At 42.3% G+C, this 22,443-nt stretch carries 17 protein-coding genes; 5 read left to right on the top strand and 12 right to left on the bottom strand.

Annotated elements, in window-relative coordinates; genetic code table 11:
• The first annotated feature begins 14 nt into the window (after positions 1-14).
• Entirely contained in the window at positions 15-2,357 is a 2,343-nt protein-coding gene (locus FO447_RS11330) for a glycoside hydrolase family 3 C-terminal domain-containing protein (RefSeq protein ID WP_437181465.1), read from the top strand.
• Positions 2,358-2,496: 139 nt separating this feature from the next.
• Here FO447_RS11330 and ilvA read toward each other — a convergent pair whose 3' ends face one another.
• The gene (ilvA, locus tag FO447_RS11325; protein ID WP_117727351.1) at positions 2,497-3,696 is read right to left on the bottom strand and encodes a threonine ammonia-lyase; all 1,200 of its coding nucleotides are present in this window, start codon (positions 3,694-3,696) and stop codon (positions 2,497-2,499) included.
• 167 nt (positions 3,697-3,863) lie between these two features.
• On the opposite strand from ilvA, the gene FO447_RS11320 reads away from it, so the two are divergent.
• Positions 3,864-5,825, top strand: coding sequence for a glycoside hydrolase family 97 protein (locus FO447_RS11320; RefSeq protein ID WP_200756411.1), 1,962 nt, complete (start codon positions 3,864-3,866; stop codon positions 5,823-5,825).
• A 117-nt stretch (positions 5,826-5,942) separates the two neighbouring features.
• Here FO447_RS11320 and FO447_RS11315 read toward each other — a convergent pair whose 3' ends face one another.
• Positions 5,943-6,767, bottom strand: coding sequence for a Cof-type HAD-IIB family hydrolase (locus tag FO447_RS11315; RefSeq protein ID WP_200756409.1), 825 nt, complete (start codon positions 6,765-6,767; stop codon positions 5,943-5,945).
• 214 nt (positions 6,768-6,981) lie between these two features.
• Here FO447_RS11315 and FO447_RS11310 point away from each other — a divergent pair, with 214 nt between their 5' ends.
• Positions 6,982-9,057, top strand: a complete 2,076-nt coding sequence (locus FO447_RS11310) for a glycoside hydrolase family 127 protein (protein WP_200756407.1) — start codon at positions 6,982-6,984, stop codon at positions 9,055-9,057.
• A 68-nt stretch (positions 9,058-9,125) separates the two neighbouring features.
• On the opposite strand, the gene FO447_RS11305 is transcribed toward FO447_RS11310, so the two are convergent.
• From FO447_RS11305 to FO447_RS11295, 3 genes are all read right to left on the bottom strand, one after another.
• Positions 9,126-10,463 (bottom strand): ATP-binding protein, encoded by a 1,338-nt coding sequence (locus tag FO447_RS11305; RefSeq protein ID WP_200756405.1) that lies wholly within the window; start codon positions 10,461-10,463, stop codon positions 9,126-9,128.
• A gap of 281 nt (positions 10,464-10,744) precedes the next feature.
• Positions 10,745-11,698 carry an IS3 family transposase gene (locus tag FO447_RS11300; RefSeq protein WP_118417203.1) on the bottom strand — a complete coding sequence of 318 codons (954 nt, stop codon included), beginning with the start codon at positions 11,696-11,698 and terminating at the stop codon, positions 10,745-10,747.
• 5 nt (positions 11,699-11,703) lie between these two features.
• The gene (locus tag FO447_RS11295) at positions 11,704-12,051 is read right to left on the bottom strand and encodes a helix-turn-helix domain-containing protein (protein WP_117695123.1); all 348 of its coding nucleotides are present in this window, start codon (positions 12,049-12,051) and stop codon (positions 11,704-11,706) included.
• Between the two features lie 213 nt (positions 12,052-12,264).
• On the opposite strand from FO447_RS11295, the gene FO447_RS11290 reads away from it, so the two are divergent.
• Together FO447_RS11290 and FO447_RS11285 are read left to right on the top strand one after the other, a co-directional pair.
• Positions 12,265-12,534 carry a hypothetical protein gene (locus FO447_RS11290; RefSeq protein WP_118151439.1) on the top strand — a complete coding sequence of 90 codons (270 nt, stop codon included), beginning with the start codon at positions 12,265-12,267 and terminating at the stop codon, positions 12,532-12,534.
• Positions 12,535-12,727: 193 nt separating this feature from the next.
• Positions 12,728-12,871, top strand: a complete 144-nt coding sequence (locus FO447_RS11285; protein ID WP_006848025.1) for a hypothetical protein — start codon at positions 12,728-12,730, stop codon at positions 12,869-12,871.
• 97 nt (positions 12,872-12,968) lie between these two features.
• On the opposite strand, the gene FO447_RS11280 is transcribed toward FO447_RS11285, so the two are convergent.
• From FO447_RS11280 to FO447_RS11250, 7 genes are all read right to left on the bottom strand, one after another.
• Complete coding sequence (locus FO447_RS11280) at positions 12,969-14,297, bottom strand: MFS transporter (RefSeq protein ID WP_118151437.1); 1,329 nt, start codon at positions 14,295-14,297, stop codon at positions 12,969-12,971.
• A 5-nt stretch (positions 14,298-14,302) separates the two neighbouring features.
• Positions 14,303-15,202: a glycerophosphodiester phosphodiesterase family protein gene (locus tag FO447_RS11275; RefSeq protein ID WP_118151435.1), complete on the bottom strand. Its 900-nt coding sequence runs from the start codon at positions 15,200-15,202 to the stop codon at positions 14,303-14,305.
• A 51-nt stretch (positions 15,203-15,253) separates the two neighbouring features.
• A complete protein-coding gene (locus FO447_RS11270) occupies positions 15,254-16,150 on the bottom strand; it encodes a glycerophosphodiester phosphodiesterase family protein (protein WP_118151433.1) in 897 nt (298 codons plus the stop codon).
• Between the two features lie 50 nt (positions 16,151-16,200).
• Entirely contained in the window at positions 16,201-17,934 is a 1,734-nt protein-coding gene (locus tag FO447_RS11265) for a RagB/SusD family nutrient uptake outer membrane protein (RefSeq protein ID WP_200756403.1), read from the bottom strand.
• Between the two features lie 19 nt (positions 17,935-17,953).
• Positions 17,954-21,448, bottom strand: coding sequence for a TonB-dependent receptor (locus FO447_RS11260; RefSeq protein ID WP_200756402.1), 3,495 nt, complete (start codon positions 21,446-21,448; stop codon positions 17,954-17,956).
• Between the two features lie 324 nt (positions 21,449-21,772).
• Positions 21,773-22,084, bottom strand: a complete 312-nt coding sequence (locus tag FO447_RS11255) for a helix-turn-helix domain-containing protein (RefSeq protein ID WP_117727342.1) — start codon at positions 22,082-22,084, stop codon at positions 21,773-21,775.
• A gap of 2 nt (positions 22,085-22,086) precedes the next feature.
• Entirely contained in the window at positions 22,087-22,425 is a 339-nt protein-coding gene (locus FO447_RS11250; RefSeq protein ID WP_117727341.1) for a type II toxin-antitoxin system RelE/ParE family toxin, read from the bottom strand.
• Positions 22,426-22,443: the final 18 nt, after the last annotated feature.

Here is a 22,443-nt window from a genome sequence, read left to right as displayed (position 1 = left end):
AGGTATAGACAATGATAAAACAATTATTAGTTTCTTCATGTGTGCTTTTTTCTGCGACTTTCGTAGTGCAAGCACAGAACCCGAAGTTGGGTGTGTCTCCTATCCAGGATGTCATCAATGCGATGACTCTCGATGAGAAGATTCAGTTGGTGGTAGGTTCTTCGGGTAAGTATGAGAGCCAGATGGAGGCTACCATTGGTAACCAAGGTCAGTTGGTACAGGGTGCCGCAGGTCAGGTGAATGGTATTGAGCGTCTGGGCATTCCAGCTACGGTTGTAGCCGATGGTCCTGCTGGTCTTCGCATCGACCCTAAGCGCAAGAATACCGATAAGACATTCTACTGTACCCACTTCCCTGTGGCTACAGTGATGAGCTCTACCTGGAACAAAGACTTGGTGTATTCCGTAGGTACCTCTATGGGAGACGAGGTGAAGCATTATGGCGTAGATGTCTTGTTGGCACCTGCTACCAATATTATGCGTAATCCTCTTTGTGGTCGTAACTTTGAGTATTATTCAGAAGACCCATTGTTGGCTGGTACCATTTGTGCTGCTATGGTGAATGGTATCGAGAGCAACGATGTCGGTACTTCGTTGAAGCACTTCGCACTGAACAACCAGGAGACCAATCGTACTCGTAACAATGTTATCGGTAATCCACGTACTTTCCGTGAGATTTACTTGAAACCTTTCGAAATCGTTATCAAGGAGGCTCAGCCTTGGACAGTGATGACTTCTTACAATCTCATCAATGGTACGATGTCTAGTGAGCGTTGTGACTTGATAACAGAGATTCTTCGCCATGAGTGGGGATTCAAGGGTATGGTGATGACCGACTGGTTTGGTGGTATTAGCGCAGCTGCCCAGATGGAAGCGGGTAACGACCTGTTGATGCCAGGTAAGGCAGACCAGGTGAAGGAGATTCGCAAGGCTGTGCTCAATGGTCGCCTGTCGATGGAAATCCTCGACCGCAATGTACGCCATATCTTGGAGTATATCATGCAGACTCCTCGTTTCAAGCAGTATGTTGCTGACAACAACCCTGATTTGAAGGGACATGCTTTGGTAGCTCGCAATGCCGCTACCGAGGGAATGGTGTTATTGAAGAATAACAAGAATGTATTGCCACTCGTTCAGAAGATTAAGAACATCGCTCTCTTCGGCAATACTTCTTATGATTTCATAGCTGGTGGTACTGGTTCCGGCAATGTTAACCATGCTTATGTGGTAAGTTTGTTGGATGGTTTGAAGAATGCTGGCTATCAGGTGGATGGCGACATCCAGAAGTCATACATAGAGTATGCTCCAAAGGCAAAGGCAAATTTGCCAAAGCCAAAGAATCCTTTGGAGGCTTTCTTGCCTGGTCACTTCATCCCTGAGATGAGCCTTGCTGAATTGAATATGTCTGCTGCCGTCAAGAACAACGATTTGGCAATCATCACTATTGGTAAGTCGTCTGGTGAGTTCTTGGATCGAAAGATTTCTGATAGCTTCAATCTTACCAAGGAGGAGAAGGATATGATTTCTGGCGTTTGCAACGCTTTCCATAAGGCTGGTAAGAAGGTGGTTGTCATCTTGAATGTTTGTGGCGTTATTGAGACCAAGAGTTGGATTGGCGGTCCTGATGCTGTATTGCTGTCTTGGTTGCCTGGTCAGGAGGGTGGTAACTGTGTTGCTGACATCTTGACGGGTAAGGAGAATCCTTCTGGTCGTCTTCCTATGACATGGCCTGTAAGTTATAACGATGTTCCTTCTAAGGCTGATTTCCCTAACCCTGAGACTGTCAAGGTTGACGATGTGCTTGGTATGTTCATGGGCAAGGGCATCGGTAGCAAGGGTGACGTGAAGAATGTGGATTACACCGAGTATAATGATGGTGTTTATGTAGGTTATCGTTATTACCAGACTAAGAATGTGCCTGTATCTTTTCCTTTTGGTTATGGTATGAGCTATACTACCTTTAAGTATGGCAAACCTGTGGTAACGAAGGATGCACAGGGCAATATCAAGGTCCTGGTGACTGTGAAGAATGCTGGTAAGGTAGCTGGTAAGGAAGTTGTTCAGGTATATGTGGCAGCTCCTGGCAAGGATATGGATAAACCAACCAGGGAACTTCGTGGTTTCGCCAAGACTAAGAAATTGCAGCCTGGTGAGTCGGAGACTGTTACTATCGACATTCCATACAAGAACCTGGCTTCTTTCAATGAGGTTGATAGTCAGTGGCAGGTTGAGGCTGGTAATTACAAGGTGATGGTGGCAAAGAATGCTGCCGATCTCAAGCCTCTCACTACCGTGATTACTGAGGAAGCTGGTGTAACCGAGAAGGTTCGCCCTTGCTTGCTCAAGGAAGTAAAGTAGCTCTATTAAAGATAAAGCTCAATAACAAAAGAGCTTGATGGTAATAAAGCTTTTAATGATATATAAAAAGAGGGTGCGCTATCAACTGACGGCGCACCCTCTTTTTATATTTTATGGATTTTTGTAAGTCTCTGCACGGTTATACTATCCAGAGATGGAATCCCTTCTGCTCCAAGGCTCCCTTGATTTCCTTTACATGTTCAGAATCGCGAGTCTCCATGGTGAGTCGGAGTACGCAGGCATTCACCTTGTTGCGATTGGCAGAACGGTCGTGATGAACTCCCGTGATGTTTCCGCCAAGGCTTGCGATGACGGATGCTACCTCAACCAATTCGCCTGGCTTATCGTCAAGCTCCATCTCGATGGTGCAGAGACGGCCGCTCTTGACCAGACCACGGTTGATGACACGGTTCAGGATGGTCACGTCGATGTTGCCGCCACTCACCACGCAGATGGTTTTCTTTCCCTTGACAGGTATCTTGTTGTACATCACGGCAGCCACGCTTGCCGCACCTGCACCCTCAGCTACCATCTTTTCGCTCTCTATAAGTTTCAGAATGGCTGCACAGATTTCATCTTCGCTCACGGTTACGATTTCGTCTACATAGTTGGAGCAGGTTTCGAAGGTAATCTTTCCCGGTTCCTTCACGGCAATACCATCAGCAACGGTCGCTACAGAAGGCAACTTCTCCTGTTTATGATCGTGCAGACTCTGTACCATACTTGCTGCTCCTTCTGCCTGAACACCATAAACCTTAACTTTAGGATTCAGTGATTTAATGGCAAAGGCAATACCGGAAATCAAACCGCCACCACCAACTGGTACTACTACAGCTTCTACTTCAGGCAGCTGGTCGAGGATTTCCAATCCGATGGTGCCCTGACCGGCAATGACGTTCTCATCATCGAAAGGATGAACGAAGGTGTAGCCATGCTCATCTTTCAGTTCCAGCGCCTTCTGGTAGGCATCATCATAGACGCCAGGTACCAGACAGACTTCAGCACCCAGTCGCTTGGTGGCTTCTACCTTGGAGATAGGAGCACCTTCAGGCAGACAGATGAGGCTCTTAACGCCCATGGCTGTAGCTCCCAGCGCTACACCCTGTGCATGGTTGCCCGCAGAACAGGCTATCACACCCTTCGCCTTTTCTTCATCGGTGAGTTGTGAAATCTTATAGTAAGCACCACGAATCTTGAACGAACCGGTCTTCTGCAGGCACTCTGGTTTCAAATAAACATCACTCTCTGGGTTGATTCTTGGCGTGTGAACCAGCTCAGTCTTTCTTATTACCTTGCTCAGCACGAAGCGAGCCTTATAGAAATTGTCAAGTTGTAACATAACTGCTGATATGTGTATAGTTTATTTCGTGCAAAGTTACTATTATTTGAAGAAAATACAAAATAATTCGGTTTAATTTTTGTTTATTCGATAATATTGCTTAACTTTGCCGATGTAATTAAGCATAAAAACATAGTAACAAATAAACTAATTACTTTTATCTGGAAATGAAGAAAAACGTTTTAGTAGTAGCGCTGGCATTGATGGCAAGCATCGGTGCATACGCAGAGAAGAATACTGTCAGCTCTCCTGATGGTAAGTTGAATGTCGTGGTGGAAGACCGCGATGGTAAACTCTATTATTCCATCGACTATGCAGGCAAGCGAATGATGGAGGAATCACAGCTCGGACTCCTTGCCAATGTAGGCGATTTCAGTCAGGGCTTGACCTATCAGGGTAAGAATGAGATAAAGGTGGAGAAGAGCTATGACCTCCGCACCGCCAAGGTTTCGCATGTAGATTATCATGCCAACCAGCTCAACGTGACTTATCTCAATGGCAGGAAAGAACCCATGACCGTTACCTTCAATGTGTCCAACAATGACGTGGCTTTCCGTTATACCTTTGATGGCTTGAAGGCACAGCATATTATTATTAATGAGGAGAAGACGGCATTCAATTTGCCAAAGATTTCCACCTCTTTCCTCTGCCCACAGTCGGATCCGCTCATCGGTTTCGCCCGAACCAAGCCAAGTTATGAGGAGGATTACAAGCCAGATGCTCCGCTCACAGCCAAGTCGGGTTATGGTCAGGGCTATACTTTCCCATGCCTTTTCAAGGTAGGTGGCGATGGCTGGGTATTGGTCAGTGAGACGGGTACTCACGGCAACTATCCGGGTTGTCATATCAGCGATTACGATGCTGCTAAGGGTTATCAGATCGCCTTCCCAATGGAGAAAGAGGCTGATGGCATCGGTTCTACATCGGGCACCTTCATCCTTCCGGGTTCCACTCCATGGCGAACCATCACCATGGGTTCTGATTTGAAGCCTCTGGTAGAGACCACCATTCCATACGATGTAGTAGAGCCTCGCTATGAGGCATCCCAGAAGTATGGTGTGGGAAAATATGCCTGGAGCTGGCTCATCTGGCAGGATGGCTCCTGCAACTATAACGACCAGAAGCTGTTCATCGACCTGGCTGCTACCATGGGATATGAATATGTGCTGGTTGATGCACTCTGGGATACGCAGATTGGCAGAGACAAGATAGCAGAGTTGAGCAAGTATGCGCAGAGCAAGAATGTGAGTCTGATGCTCTGGTATAATTCCAATGGTGTGGCAAACGATGCACCTCAGGGACCTCGTGGCATCATGGATAACATCGTGGCCCGCAAGAAGGAGATGGCCTGGATGAAGAGTATCGGCATCAAGGGTATCAAGGTAGATTTCTTCGGTGGCGACAAGCAGCATACCATGCAGCAGTATGAAGACATCCTCAGCGATGCCAACGATTACGGCATTCACGTTATCTTCCATGGCTGCACCCTGCCAAGAGGTTGGGAGCGCATGTATCCAAACTATATTTCCAGTGAGGCTGTATTGGCTTCAGAGAATGTATTCTTCTCTGATTATCATGCCAAGCAGGAGGGCTTTGAGCTGACCATGCATCCATTCTGCCGCAATGCCGTGGCTGCGATGGATTGGGGTGGTACCATCATGAACAAATACTTGTCTCGTGACAACAAGAGTCGTCATCGTCGTTATACCACCGATGTTTTCGAGATGGCATCGGCTATCATGAACCAGGCTGCCATCCAGTGCATCGCCATCTATCCGAATAATCTCTCTGAGCTTCCTCAGCACGAGATTGATTTCCTGAAGAGCGTTCCTACGACCTGGGATGAGACCAAATTCATCGCCGGTTATCCTGGAAAATATGCCGTTGTTGCCCGTCGCCATGGTGATAAATGGTATGTTGCCGGTTTGAACGGCACCGACCAGGTGATGAAGCTCACCCTGAATCTGCCAATGCTTGCCGGCAAGAGCGTTACCTATTATCATGAAACAGCCAGCAAGGACAAGAAGGCTCTCTGGCCTGTTTCTCAGATGAAGACCGTAAAGGTGGATAAGAAGGGAAACCTGAAGGTGGAAATGCAGCCTAAGGGTGGACTGATTGTTGAAAAGTAAAAAGGTAAAAAAGTAAAAAGGAAGTAAAAAGGTAAAAAGGTAAAAAAGTAAAAAGGTAAAAAGAAACTAGGGAGATTATACCCCGCTAGGCTTTTTTACCTTTTTACTTTTTTACCTTTAAAAATCCTTTTTACAGAAATGTTCCAAAGCAGCAGCTACGCCATCTTCTTCATTGGAAAGCGTGATGTAGTCGGCTTCGGCTCTAACCTCTGGTGCTGCATTCTGCATGGCTACACCCATGCCTGCCAGTTTCAGCATGCTCAGGTCGTTGTAGCCATCTCCGAAAGCAATCATATCGGCTGGGGTGAGATTGATTTTCGACAGAAGGCGGAGCAGGGACTTTGCCTTGTCGATGCCTTTAGGAACCAGTTCCAGGAAGAATGGGGCTGAACGGAAGATGTCCATCCTGTCGCCCAGAATCTCAGAAAGCTCGTTTTCTGCCTTGAGCATATCTGCCGGGTCGCCTGTCATGAGGAGCTTGGTAGGGTGAGGCTCCAGGGCTTCGAACAGGTTTTCTACCTTTCGGATGTTCATCTTGTTGATACGCGATTCTTCCTTCACATACTGGTCGTCGGGCATCTCGGTGATAATCTCGTTTTCGGCGTAGCCCAGCAGGGCATGGTTCTTCTCCTTCGCGTACCTATATAATATAGGTATCACCTCATCAGGCAGGAACTGGGCGAAGAGTTTTTCGCCAGTCTTGGCATTCACGATGTTGCCGCCATTATAAGATAGGATGTATCCGCCTCGCTTATCCAGTTCCAGACATTCCGCCACCGGTTCGATGCCGTAGGTCGGTCTGCCTGAAGCAAGGATGATAACAACACCCTCGGTTTCTGCCTGGAGCAGCGCTTCGCGGGTTTTCGGGGTAACCACCTTGTCGTGGTTGGTCAGGGTGCCATCCAGATCAAGAGCGATGGCACGGTATGGAAGATGATTCATATTTGATATATTATTGTATTTCTAATTTGACTGCAAAGGTAAGATAAAAAAACGATTGTAACAAAAAAAAGCGTTAAATATGATATAAATATAGGTGTTTGACTGATAATTACCTGCTTTTTATTGTTTATTATACACTATAGTCGGAAAGTTTTCTTATCTTTGCAACTGAAATAACAAACAATAATATAAAATTAATAAAACCTATTTGAAAATGAAGAGATTAATTTCTGCAGTATTGCTTTCGGCAGCCGTAGTTGTGCCAACCATGGCGAAGAATGCAAAGACATTGGGCAATGGTTATCCGTTTACTCAGGTTCCTTTCACCAGTGTGAAGATTTCACAGAATACTTTCTGGGGTGCCCGCTTGAAGGCTGCCCGCGAGGTAACTGTGCCATTGGCTTTCAGCAAGTGCGAGAGCGAGCACCGTTACAAGAACTTCGAGATGGCTGCTTATACCTTGCAGCATCCTAACCACCCGGGCTTGGATACCAAGGAGTGGGATGTGAGCAAGTTCATGGGCTTCTCTTTCGATGATACCGATGTTTATAAGACCATCGAAGGTGCCAGCTATATTCTCCAGACTTACCCTGACAAGAAGTTGAAGGCTTACATCGACAGTGTGCTCGATGTGGTGGGTGCTGCACAGGAGCCAGATGGCTATCTCTATACAGCCCGTACCATCAACCCAAAACATCCACACGGATGGTCGGGAAATAAGCGTTGGGTGAAGGATGAGGAATTGAGTCACGAGCTTTACAACCTCGGTCACATGGTAGATGCAGCCTGTGCTCACTATCAGGCTACGGGTAGCACCAAGTTCCTGAACATCGCCAAGCGCTATGCCGATTGCGTGGTAAGGGAAGTAGGTCCTAAGGCTGGACAGGCTACCATCGTTCCTGGACATCAGATTGCCGAGATGGCTTTGGCTCGTCTCTATACCTTGACCGGTGAGAAGAAGTATCTGGATGAGGCTAAGTATCTGCTCGATTATCGTGGCAAGACTCATATCCGCAACCCATATTCTCAGAGCCAGGCTCCTATCCTGGAGCAGAAAGAGGCTGTGGGTCATGCTGTTCGTGCCGGATATATGTATGCCGGTATCGCCGATGTGGCTGCCCTGACCAAGGATTCTGCCTATATGAAGGTGATTGACCGTATTTTCGAAAACATCATTGGTAAGAAATACTATCTTACAGGTGGTGTAGGTGCCCGCCATGCAGGTGAAGCTTTCGGCGAGAACTATGAGTTGCCAAACATGACTGCCTATAACGAGACCTGTGCAGCCATCTCTATGGTTTACCTTTTCGAACGTATGTTCCTGCTTCACGGCGAGAGCAAGTATATCGACTGCATGGAGCGTACCTTATATAATGGTGTCATATCTGGTATGAGCATGGACGGTGGTAGATTCTTCTATCCAAACCCATTGTCTAGCGATGGCAAGTACAAGTTCAATGCCGATGGCAATACTACCCGCCAGCCTTGGTTCGGATGTGCCTGCTGCCCAAGTAATTTGAGCCGCTTCATCCCTTCTGTTCCTGGCTATCTCTATGGCGTGAAGGATAACAATATCTACGTTAACCTCTTTGCCGGCAATACATCTACCATCAGGGTAAATGGTAAGGATGTGGTTCTGGAGGAGACTACCGAGTATCCTTGGAATGGCGATATCAAGATTGCTGTGAAGAAGAGCGGTGTGAAGAATGCCAACCTCCTGGTCCGTATTCCTGGATGGGTTCGCAATCAGGTGGTGCCTAGCGATCTTTATAAGTATAGCGATGCCGAGAAGCCTGCTTACACAGTAACCGTAAACGGCAAGGCTGTAGAGGCTGATCTCGATGCCAACAAGGGTTATCTGCCTGTCAAGAACATCAAGAAGGGTGATGTCATCCGCATCCACTTCGATATGCCTATCCGTACAGTTGTAGCTAACGGTAAGGTAGCAGATGATAAGGGCAAGGTTGCCGTAGAGCGTGGACCATTGGTATATTGCGCTGAGGCTGTGGATAATCAGAATGAGCCAGTGCTCCGTGCCGTCATGGCCAAGAAGCCTGCTTTCTCTGTGGTGGATAACTACAGCATTCAGAACACCGAGACCAAGGGTGCTCCAGCCTTCTCTGTCAAGGCTATCCAGACCTCTTCTCAGGTGCTCGATCAGGCTGCTGATGGCACCGTTTCTGTCAAGAACCAGAAGCTCACTCTGATTCCTTATTATGCTTGGAATCATCGTGGTGCCAATCAGATGAATGTCTGGTTCTATCAGAACTTGAATGTATTGGACAAATAATAAATAGTTTTTTAAAATCAAGAAGAGGGTGCGTCATGGACTTATGATACACCCTCTCTATATTTTATCTATAGCAAGGGTGTCATATATATTGGCATCAATAAGGTCTGTCCATCTTTTTTAAAATCTTTCGTATATAATAGGTATCTTTTGTCGATTCTATCAGAGAACTTCAGGCAAAACTCATCTAGCGACTTGTGACTGTTATATCCTGACGATTTCACTTCTATCGGATAAATCTTCTTGCCACGAGATAGCAAGAAATCTATCTCGTAGTTCTTGTGGCTTGTTGCATGGGGAAATGTGTAATAGAACAGTTTGTTTCCTGATGCGGTAAGCATTTGGGCAACGAGATTTTCATAGGCATACCCCATATCGCTACTCAGTTTATCACTCAACAACTTTTCGTAAATGGTGTTCTCCGTGTAGTCTTTATCCCAAAAAGCAAGTGTGACGAATAGCCCTGTGTCTCCAACAAACATTTTATAGTAGTCTTCGTCACTATGTAATGAAAAACCAACATTGGGATCATTTGCGTGATAGGCGAAATTGACTACCATGCTGTCTTTCATGTCTGCCAAGACTCCCATAAGGTTCTTTCTGCCTGCATCATCTAATACGCTTGCTACCTGGTATCTGGCTGAATTTTTGTTTAATTCGGAAGGGATGTTCTCGAATAACTTGGCAGCTCTTCCTGTTTTGTCAATCTTTCTAAAGTCGTCAATATAAAGTTCTATGATTTCTCGTTTTACGGCATCTGTTTTGCTCAGATTGTTGGTGTCTAAGTACTCGTTTACGGCTTGTGGCATTCCGCCTACGAGCATATATAGACGAAGGTTGCGCATAGCTTCTCGATGCGCTGCTCCCAATGGAACTTTTGCATCGAAAAACTGCTTGAGTAGGGGAAATGTAGCAGTATCGCCCATTGCCCATCGAAATTCCTCGTAGTCCATCGGATAGAGATCCAAACGTGTCTCTTCGCTTGGAATCAAAATGTTTTCTACATTCTTTTTGATGCTGATAAGAGAGCCTGTCTCTATGTAGTCGTATCTTCCGTCTGCTACTAGGTATTTGATGGCTTGCCGAGCTTGTGGGCACATTTGTACTTCATCGAAAATGATGGCTGATTTGCGTGGTTCCAAGATTACTTGGTAGATTGATTGGAGGCGTAAAAATATGTAGTTCAAGTCCATGAGGTTGTCAAACAACTGTTTCACTTCCTTAGATGCTTGTGCGAAATCTATAAGGATATAGCTTTTGTATTCTTTTTCTGCGAAAGCTTTGGCTACCGTTGACTTTCCTACACGGCGTGCTCCTTTGAGCAAGAGAGCTGTGCTACCATTTCTCTCTAGCTTCCATTCGAGCATTTTGTCGTATACTTTTCTTTTAAAAATTCTTTTTCTCATAACTTGCTGATTTTGAGCGCAAAGATACATATAAGTTCCAAATCCCCCAAATGTTTTTTGTTAAAATGTTCCAAATCCCCCAAATGTTTTTTGCTAAGATGTTCCAAATCCCCCAAATGTTTGACCCATAATGTAGCAGTTCCCCAAAGTGGACACAAAAAATGATTATTAATTATTTATATTTTTAAAAGTACACATATCTATCAAATTTCGTTCCTTTTCATTTGCAAAAGTAGACAATCTCATCCATATTTGCAAGTTTTTCTTTATAAAAGTGAACATTATTCTTTATTTTTCTCATTTCCAGCCATTTTCTTCCGTTCTGTGATGAACTTCGGTGTTGCATTAGCCTCTCGCTTCCCAAAAGTGTCCTTTCTTGGAAGCTCCCCTTTATAAAACCTCTTCCTGTAATTATTTGGCGTATCATAGCCGATAGCATAACATGGTCTTTTCTCATTGTAATAATCCACGTATGCGTCCAAGGCCTCCTCGAACTCCTCTCTTGAATTACATGTCTCAATCTTGAAGTCTATGAACAATTCCTCTTTTATCCATCCGTTGAGGGATTCGTTCACAGGGTTGTCTGTAGGCTTTCCTGCCCTGGACATAGACCTCACAATCAAGGTGTCCTTTATCAGCTCATTATAGGCGAGCGAAGCATACACGCTACCTTGGTCCGTATGAAGAACAGTTGGCTCATCTGTGCCCTTCAACAGGTTGATGACATCATTTAGCCCATCAATGTACTGGTCTCTATGTCCACGTCTCTCAGCCACATGCCACGTTAGGATTTCTTTCGTAAAGACATCGAAATACATGGTCAACTCAAAGAAGAACCAAGAGTATTTGATGACTGTCATGTCAGAGACGATAACTTGTCGAGGTCTGTCTACCGTGTCCCACGTGGAATAAATGAGGTTGGGGTACTTATCCTTTACCTTACGTGGTTTGTAATGTATCTTGTGTCTCGTTTGTGACTGAATACCAAGATATTGGAAGCATTTATAAGAGAAATTGTCGCTGATACTCAACTGTAAATTGATTCTTATGTACGCTGCCACCCACCTGTAGCCATGTGTAGGGTGTTCCGAGTGTATGTCCTCAACCACACCCACCATGAACTCACGATTGATCTCACGGGATGAAGGCTCTCTTCTAAGCCACTTGTAATACCCCGACCGACTTACTCCCATCATCTTGCAGATATCCTTGACAGGATACTCGTGCGATAGCATGTCCACTATTTTGAACTCTTCATTTTTAAACGAACATACTCCGTTTGCCCATCCTCGTTCTGCCTCACCAGATATTTTTTTTTGAGCCGTTCATTCTCAATACGCAAGCGTAGGATTTCTCGCTTATACCCCTCCTTGGTTTTGTCAATGCCCTCAGGAAGTATGTTCCCAATCTCAGCATCAGCACGAGCCAACCCCTCTATGCCTGCTTCTTCATATTGCTTCAGCCACTTCTTAAAAGAAGTTTCCGAGACATTGTTTGCCCTGCAGAAATCACTGAGCTTAACTTTGGAGTTTCCCTTGAACTTACGAATCAAGAACTCCTTTTCCAATGGATTTAAATGCTTTGCCATAAAAAGTTTCCTTTCTGGTGAATACTTGACGATAAGATAACCGTGCTTCGGCAAGTTGTGTGCCCTTACGTTCGGGCTACGCCCTCTCTACAGGGCACACAACTCTATCTGCTTGCAAAGGTAATCATTTTCCATCAGTTTTCCACCTTTCTGTGTCTACTTTTTGAGGGGCAGCATAAATAATGCTTCTTCGTACCCTCATCGCTCTATTTCATGCAGTTTGCTCCTAAGCAGGCAGTACTGACATTAAATGAAGCTCAGAAGAAAAAGGTGGAGAATATGGGCAGATTCATCACTACGATGTATATCAACGACCTTACCTTCGTGAATTTCTCGGATGCCCAGGCTCAGAATGTTCCGAATATCAACATCCTCTTTCCTTATGGAGCCTATCTCCAGAATGAGCAGATGATGCAGCTGGCGGCATACGTGGCAAAGAAATATCTGTATATGCAGAAGCCTTCTGAGCTTTACCGGAAATAGCCAACTGGCAAAATATAAACAGCCAACTGGCAAAACGCAAACAGCCGACTAGCGCAAGAGTCGCTAGTCGGCTGTTTTACTGGAACAGTTATCGAAACCTCCTTTATTTTGTTTTCGTATAGGCTTCCTGCCAAATACTCTTCACTCTTCACCAAAAGCCCCGAATCCCCTGTGTTTATCGGCATTCCGAGGGGTGAAGAGTATTCGGGCACTCTTCACCTACTCTTCACCACTCTTCACCCTTCAGTTCTGGCTGATTTGCAATCCACCTATCAGTCTTTCTCCTCTGTTTCCGTTTCTGAAGGTGAAGAGTGGTGAAGAGTGGGTGAAGAGATAAAAACAACTCTTCACCCCTCGGAATGCCGATAAACACAGGGGTTTCCGGCCGAAAGGTGAAGAGTGAAGAGTATTTTGATGATAGCTTCGTTTATTTCTTAAACAGTCTTTGGTTTCGCATTCCAAACCAAAAGTGTCAATAGTACAGACATCAAAGCTGCACCAATCCAGAAATAATTGATGTAGGTAAAGTCGTAGGTCTCTACGCCATTTACCAGATGCTTGTTGCCCTCGATGAGCAGACCGCTCATAATGTCTTGGATACCGGCACCAATGTAGCTTGCCACGCCGACAACACCAAGAGCTGCACCTGCTGCGTTCTTAGGAGCTAAATCTACGGCCATAAGACCACCGAGGAAACAAATCAGAACGCCGATTCCTAGTCCGAATAATACCATAGCAATAACATCAATATAAAAATGAACACCTGGTACTAATAAGAATAAACATAGCGCCAAAACATTCATCAAGCCAAAGACCAAAGCCGGTATGTTTCTTGATCCTTTGAATAATTTGTCTGAGATTAAACCTGAAGCAACTGTTCCTACAATACCACAAACAGAACTGATGGAAATAATAAAGCTTGCGTCAAGAGTAGAATATCCCTTCATCGTCTCCAGATAAAAGACTCCCCAACTGTTTACAGCATATCTACTTATATACATAAACGCACTTGCTAAAGCTAGAATCCATATAGCAGGACTACATAAGACGGTCTTCTGACTTGCGTTGAAATCTGCCTTGTTCTTTTCTTCTTTTTTAGAAGTCGCATCCTCTAATAAATAGCCATACTTCTGAGGTGTATCTTTCATTAACCATTGCATAATGAAAAAATAAGCAATGCCGATTAAGCCTGCTCCAATCAATCCATATCGCCACCCAAAATTAGTAGCAAGAATAGCAATGGATATGAAAGTGATAGCCTCACCTAAATTATGACTTGCGCTCCAATAACCATAATAAGTACCACGATTTGATGCATCAAACCAGCGGGATAGGGATACTACTCCAGATGCTGCTCCCATAGATTGGAAATATCCATTGATTCCCCAAAGTACTGCGAACACGATAAACGAATTGGTGAATCCAAGCGCCAAGTTTATCAAAGCCGAAATCAAAAGACCTGTTGACATCAACTTTTTCACATTACTTCTATCTGCTATAAAACCATTACAGAATTTACCTATAGCATAAGTAAAGAACAAGCAAGAGCCTATGATACCTATTTCTGTTTCTGTAAAAACACCATCATCAACCATTGGTTTACGAATTACATTCATGCTTAAACGACAAACGTAATACATACCATATCCCAAAGTTGCAGTAAGGAATGAAATAAGGCGTATTTTTTTGAACCGAGCACTATCTGTACTCGGTTCTTTAGCTGCTTCTGGAATTTTATAATAATCTATGATTTTCTTCCACATAACATTTAATCATGAAGGTTGCGAGAACGCAAATAATCCAATAAGTACTGAGGTCTATCTGTTTGTATAATTCTAGCTCCCAGAGTATCTATGAGATAACCATATCCCTTATTAGGGTCTTGTAAAGACATATCATCATCATGTCCTCCTGCCATAGTATCCCATAAGGTATTATACCAAATCAAAGATTTACCTTTCATTTTCTTTGGCAATGACAATGGAAGTTTATTCTCATCACTCTTAAACAACAATTCAAAAGCCACAGGATTCATATCCTTCATAAACTTGTTGAGTTGCTGCTCTGCATTAGACTTGTCCAAATTTACAATAGGCATATAGATAACATCATTCAGATATGAGCCATAAAGTTCCTTCACTTGTTCAGCAGACTTTGTTCCTTTCATGATAATCTGCTTTGTCGTACCAGTCTTTTTCATCAATTCGTAAACCTGCTCGAAATATCTGTCTGCCTTGTCAAGGTTCAGCATAATCTTACCACGAGCATGCACAAGTGCCTCTTCCAAAGTTGGTACTCTATGGATGGTACGGATATTACATCCGTTCTTCAAGTGAGTCTTTGCAATAGAATCATAGGTCAACTCGGAAATTGTACCTTTACCCGTTGTGGTACGGTCAATCTTTGGATCGTGCATCAAAATCAAGACCCCATCCTTGGTTCTCTGCAAGTCTATCTCGACAATGTCAACGCCCATTTTGATTGCATTGTCTATCGCCTCCAAAGAGTTTTCAGGAAAGTTACGCCAGTCACCACGATGTGAAGCCACAATCACTGAAGACTCATCACGATTCAAGAGTTTAGCGCGAATCTTGCTAACTCTGTCTTGTGCAAAGATATTTGCACTGCATACAATTGCTAAAAGCAATAATAAAACTTTCTGTTTCATATTTTTGGTTAGTTAAAATTTAACACGTATTACACGAAAGAAGCAAAAAAATTATCTTCTTCCTTTCTTTTTCAAATAATCCAGCAATAAGAATGAGTTATCGCAGAAGATGATGTTTGCTCCTTTGTCTAGAAGCCAACCATAACTTCCATCGGGATCATCCAAAGCCATCTCATCATCATGACCACCATTAAAAGTATCCCAAAGTGAGTTATACCAGATACGATAGCCATGCTTCTTCATTTCTTCCGCACGATTTAAGATAGGATAGTCATCTCTCTTGAAAGACAAGCTCATAATTGGAGTCTTAATATGATTCATATAATCATCCAACTTTTGGTCATCAGTTTTGCCATTACAAACAACAACTGGGCTAAAGATACACCCTTTCAAGAGTTTAGCATATTTCTCCTCATATACCTTACTATTAAAAGTACCACGGAAGATACACTGCTTCAGCATCTTGTGCTTATGAATAATTTCTAAGACTTTCTCCTTACAAGGTTGCCATTTATCAATCTGAATATATACCTTTCCTTTACAAAGCTCCAAGACTTCGTCTAGAGTTGGTACTTTCTGACGAGTAATAACACCTATCGGAGATTTCAAATTCAGTTTTTTAATTTCTTCCAAAGTATAATCAGAAACCAATCCCGTACCGGTGGTAGTTCTATCCACAGTATCATCATGCATCATTACAATGGCACTATCCTTAGTCATATGGACATCAATCTCCACACCATCAATGCCACCATCTATACATTGCTTATATGCCTGAAGAGAGTTTTCTGGTGCGCCTCTCCAATTTCCGCGATGTGCAAAAATCATCACATAATTAGACTTTCCCCCATCATACATCTTTTTCTGAAGGAAATCAAAACCTTTGTTTTGTGCAGACACGTTCAATATAAAGAACATGCTCACCAAAGTAACAATGATATTTCTCATCTCATTATAATATTAGAGGTTAGTGGGACTAGCCCACTAACCATATCAGTTTAATTAAAATTCGTACTATCCGTCCAACCAGGATTCTGTGTCAACTTACCACCAGTTAAGACTCTTTCACTTGCTGGAATTGGCCAAAGATAATCTCTATTCTCATCCCAAGTTATAGTAATCTGGCTAAATGGATAGATGTATCCGGAAGTACCATTAGATAGCTCCAAGTCCTTGCCAATTTTCTTAGCAGTACCCTTAAAGGTACCCTTATCAGTTGTGTACAATAACAGATCTTTCTTTCCATCATTATCCATGTCGTATTGTCCTTCTGATGGGAAATAACAACCATAGAAAGGTTTTGTCAACTGCTGACCTTCTTTCCAACGGAATATATCCCACAGACGGAATCCCTCCAAAGGCATTTCAACAGTACGTTCACGACGAATCTCCAGGATTACACCAGTATTGGTACTTCTTGTCACGTTAGGATAATATTTCAACATCAATGGGTCTGGATTGGCATTAGCCGCACTCATGTTGAGATGTGGCATTCTTGCTCTGTCACGAATTTTATTGATAGAAACATCCAAGTCATTTTGTGTTAATGTACCTAACTCTGCCTTAGCTTCAGCATAGTTCAAATACACTTCGGCTGTCCTAAACAAAGACCAATCTGTAAATGCCTTATTTGCGCCATCATATTTAGACTCTGCAATATACTTAATCGGTTGATACCCTGTTAGAGCATTTAAGTTGTTTGCTGTCACCTTTGTTGCGCCTTTCTGAATGTAACCTGGGCATAAAACTGTTTGAGCCATACGAGGGTCACGATTGCTAGTTTCTGCTACAAAGTCATCTGTTTCCCAGCCTTGTTTGTCAGTATAGCGAGAGCCATCTGCCATTAAATAGTGATTCATGAATCGCTTGGTAAAACCTTGGCGAGAATTCTTGATAGCAAAAGGAACACCATGCATTACATTTGCATCAGAACTATATCTTCTTGCCAAGATGACTTCATCAGAACAAGCATCCAAACTATTAAACAAGGAGCGATAAGGAGTATCACCTGTTGTATAAAGTTTGTAACCACTATTCTTGATAAAGTTTTCACCAGCATCAACTACTTGATTCAGATACTTTTCTGCATTAGGCATATTACGATATTTACGATAAGTTCCCTCATACAGAGCTGCACGAGTCTTAAGGGCTAATGCTGTCCATTTCGTTACGTAATAGACACTCTTGGTTGACGGAAGCATGTTTATTGCCTTGTCAAGGTCCTCCATGACATGATCCATAATAACTTCACGATCATCACGTGCTTTAGCCAAAAGTTCATCTTGGTCAGAATTCAAGACTTGGTCATACCAAGGTACATCTCCATATCTTCTGACTTTAACATAATAGAAGTATGCTCTCATAAAGTAAGCAACTCCATCATTTTCCTTACGACCAACTTCGTCTTTGCATCTATCTGAATGCTGTAAATAATAGTTTATAGAACGAAGTTGTGTCCAGTTCCAACCATTTTCATCAGCAGCAGAACGTTGCCCAAGCAAAGTAGCACCTAACTCGGTATCAATATTGTCATCCGCATTGATGCCAATCACGTCATCTGCACCTTCCAACTGGCTATAAAATCCATCTGTCCATAATTTCAATTCTCGTGTAGAACTAAAATAGGTCTCAGGACTCATTGGGTCTTCAGGGGACATATCCAACAAACTATCACAAGATGTTAAGCTTGTAATGAGTAAAGCAGCCCCCAATATATTTATTAACTTTTTCATTGTTATTACCTTTTTATATTTAGAATTTTATATCAAGACCAAAAGAGAATGATTTAGAATAACTATAACCAACTCCCGAACCAGAATTATATGATGAAGCATAAATCATTTCTGGATCAACCGTCTTGCAGTACTTCTTCAATGGAGACCAATAGAATAAGTTCTCTGCTGTAAAATATACTCTCAAAGAATTGATAATTTTCTTGCTAATAGGAATTATATAACCTACAGTCAAATTCTTCAAGCGCAAATAAGCAGCATTTTGTAAATATCTATCATTAACAACACCCAATGCGCCTCCACTATAAGACGCATATCCTCGAGGACGTGGGAAATAAGCTCCCTGGTTATCTTCGCTCCAAACATTATCCGTGAAATCCTTGTGGATGAATGACAGTGAAGGGAAAGAATATGGTCCCCAGAAATCATATGCATAGGTTGTAGGATACCAATTGCGTTTACCTACACCTTGGAAGAATGCATTAAAATCAATTCCGTTCCAATCTGCTCCCAAACGGAAAGAATAAGAATAGCGTGGTAAGCTATTACCAATAATTCTCTTGTCTCCTGGGTCTGCAACTGTACCAGAGCCTTCAGAAATAACATTATCACCATCCAAATCCATGAATTTTACATCACCTGCCATCAAATGGTTATCTTTCTTAGAGCTGTATACACGACCGTTAACAGCCTTATCGTTAATCTTTGCCTGATAAGCTGCTGCTTCTTCATCCGTTGCAAAAAGACCTGCTACCTTATAGCCCCAAATCTCACCTAAAGTCATTCCTTCATAATAATCAGAAATCAACTTATCAGGATTGTTAAATTTGGTAATCTTTGACTTGTAATCTCCGATTGTCGCTGATACATTATAATGGAATGGCTTGCCTGCTAAATTAAATTTATCTTGCCATCCAATATACAATTCCCATCCATTTGTTCTCAAATCTGCACAGTTTTCTTTTGGAGTAGTTGCTCCAAATACAGATGGTAATGTTATAGAATGGGTTAGCATGTCTTTGGTGTCACGGATGTAAATATCCGCTGTCAAAGTTAATTTACTATCCAAGAAACCCAAATCCAAACCCCAGTTGTAGGTAGAAACTGTCTCCCAAGTTAAAGATGAAGATAACGGAGAAGACACACTTGCATAATATGCCTTGTTCAAACCGTCAAATGTATAAGACATCTTGTTGTCTGTATAAATCTGGTCAAAATAAGCATAGTTGTTTACTTGCTGGTTTCCAAGACTACCTACAGAGAAACGGAACTTAGCATTATTTACTACAGGCAATAACTTATTCCAGAATTTCTCAGAACTCATTCGCCAACCAATTGAAGCAGAAGGGAAAAATCCCCAGCGGTCTTTTGACGCAAACTTAGAAGTTCCATCCCATCGGCCGCTAATCTCAGCCAAATATTTACCTTCATAGTCGTAATTGACTCTGGCAAAATATCCTAAGGTTCTATATGCAGATATGTCATGTCCAACAGTAGTTTCACCTTGTGCGACGGTGAAAGAAGATAAATCTTTAGAAAGAAGATCATTCTTTTTTACAGATAAATCTGTTGTTCTATAATCCTCATATTGACCACCTGCTACAACCTTAAAGTTATGCTTTTTGTCCCATATATGAGTATAGGTACCATATATATTCAGGTTGTTGTCGTCTATCTGCATGTGCCCTTCCTGATAGTAATCTGTTATAGTACCAGAAGTAAATGTTGAAGTTGCTCCCTCTGCGCGTGAATACTCAAAAGGCATGCTTCTTCTCTTATAAATGTAATTTCTGTTATTATAAGCGTATGAAGCCGTCAAGACCAAATCGTCAAATACTTTATAATCAAGTTGATTTGCAACAATCCAGTACTTGTTTTCACGAGAGTTGCGCGCCTCGTTTGCTGTCAGGAAACCTGCATGGCCAGAGCCCAAAGGTGAATTGGAGGTCAATTGGTTTGTATACTGTACAACAGAGCCATCAGGATTTCTTGGTACGAAAGAAGACAAAATGTTTGACTGCAAACTAGAAATAGTCTGCTGCTCATTATAGAAACCTGCATATTTGTAGGCCGTTTTGTTATAATTGAAATTAACAGAATACGTCAAATGTTTAGACAACTTGGCATTCAGTTTTCCTCTAAAGGATACATTCTGATAATTATCTTTGTAGATATTAAAGATACCATCCTGTGTAAAGAAACGGCCGCTTGCAAAATAATTAACCTTATCATTACCACCTGTCACAGAAACATTATGCTCCTGCTCTGGTCTTGTTTTACGATAGAAATAATCATACCAGTCAAAGTTGCCATAATAATAATACTTTCCGTCATCGCCAACTACGGTCCATGGTCTATCTGGATTTTCGGTCTTATCATTACGTCTATCATAAAGCATCTGCAAATCTTTGTCTGTATAATTTGCCATCAATTTGCCTTGGTAAGCCTCATAGAATTGGTTGACAAGATTTACATGGTCATAACCTGTATGAATGAAATCTGTTGATGTTGTATTCTGTTTCCAACCTACGCGACCATTATATGATATGGAAGCTTTACCTTCTGAGTCTTTTCCACTCTTTGTAGTAATCAAAATAACACCAGAAGAGGCTTTGGCACCATAAATTGCAGAAGCAGAAGCATCTTTCAAAACTGAGATAGATTCAATGTCATTAGGATTTATCTGGCTCAAGTTGACCTCCATGCCATCAGCCAACACCAATGGACTACCTCCATTAATGGAAGCGACACCACGAATGTCAATGCTATAACCAGAATCCAAGCTTCCTGAATTAAAAGTCAAGTTTACAGAAGGATCTGCACCTTGTAATGCGCCAGCTGCATTTGATACTGGGCGATTGTTTATGTCATCTGCAGTAATCATTGACACAGCACCAGTTAAATTAGCTTTCTTCTGAGTACCATAACCAACAACTACAACTTCGCTCAATACCTTATTATCATCTGCCAGGTTAACATTGATTACTTCGCGACCATTTACCTTGATGTCCTGGTCCTTGCAGCCAATGTATGATACAGCCAACATACCGTCGGCAGGAATCTCGATGGTATAGTTTCCGTCAAGATCGGTTACAACACCATTGTTGGTGGTACCTTTCTCCATGACGGTAGCGCCGATAACTGGCTCGCCAGTTTCGTCTTTCACTACACCACGTACCTTGATTTTCTTGCCATGAGCCTGAGATTTAGCTTTTTGCTGAGGCTTGATGACGATGTAGTTGCCTTCCATCTCATAGGTAAAATTGGTACCTTTGAGCAATTGGTTCAACATACCAAAGACATCATCACTTTTCTTGGTTAATGTAACCGAACGGTTAGCATCCAACTGTGAGGAGTTGTAGGCAATCTTGTACTTAGATTCCTTTTCAATCTTCTCAAAAGCTGACTTAAGCGTTACCTTGTTTGAGCTGAAGCTGACGTTCTGAGCCGAAAGGGTCATCTGGCCTGCCAGGAGCAAACAGAAGCATGACGCAGAGATTCGTTTAAGATTCATACTTTATCTTTTTAAGTTAATAATAATTTGCTTGTTACGTCTTGAAGACAACGGAAAAGAGAGTTACACCCAATTACAAAACTGTTAAAATGAAGTTTTTCTGAAAAAAATGTCTTGTGTTCGCAAACAATTGTGTTTTTCTTTTTTATTTTCTCACCTATAATATATGATTGACTTTTTTCTTGCAAAGCATCACATATCCAGAACTAATGGTTGCCGAAAGAAAAGCAAGGTAAAGGGCAGAAACTCCCAGTTCAGTATGATTTCCTGAACTGGGAGTTCTTGCCCTTGTCTTCTTTCGATTGAGTATCTTAAATGTAGGATCTAAATTGCATATTGTCCTACTGTCGGAATATTTAGATGAGCCTGTAATCCCATAGCATGAAGTACTCGGGAAATAGTATTGAGTGTAAGGTTCTTGCCATTCTCAATCTTAGATATCTGTCCCTTCTTTACTCCGATAAGATTGCCTAACTGTTCTTGCGTAAGTTTTTTGTTTTTACGAGCCTCCTTAATAGCTTCACCAATTAAGAATGTGTTGATTTCATCCTCAAATTGATCACGATGAGGAGTTCCAATCTTTCCAACATGCTTATCTAGCATTTCTTCTTCACTATAAAATTTCATTTCTTCCATAGTCACTTTCTTTTCATTTTAAAATATAATGCTCTGATTTCCTCTGCTCGCTTTATCTGTTGCTTTGGCGTTTTTTGCACCTTCTTGATAAACCCATGGGTAGCTACGACTAATGAATTAGTTGAAGTGTCCCAAAAAGCAAGCAAACGATATTGGATTCCATCATATTTTGTACGGAATTCCCATATATCAGTTCCTTCCAGTTTTTTAAAGAGTTTAGGATTTAAGACATATTTAGCCTTTCGGATATTTGACAATATCTTATCCTTTGCTTTTTGTGAAAGACTTTCCAAAAAGTCGTCAGCGTCTTTTGAAAACAGAACTTTAAATCTTTCTTTCATTATCTGTCTTATATTTAA

This window comes from Segatella copri, from assembly GCF_015074785.1.
GTDB lineage: Bacteria > Bacteroidota > Bacteroidia > Bacteroidales > Bacteroidaceae > Prevotella.
The sequence above is the reverse complement of the archived record's forward strand: the minus strand, read 5'-3'. Positions and strand labels throughout refer to the sequence as shown.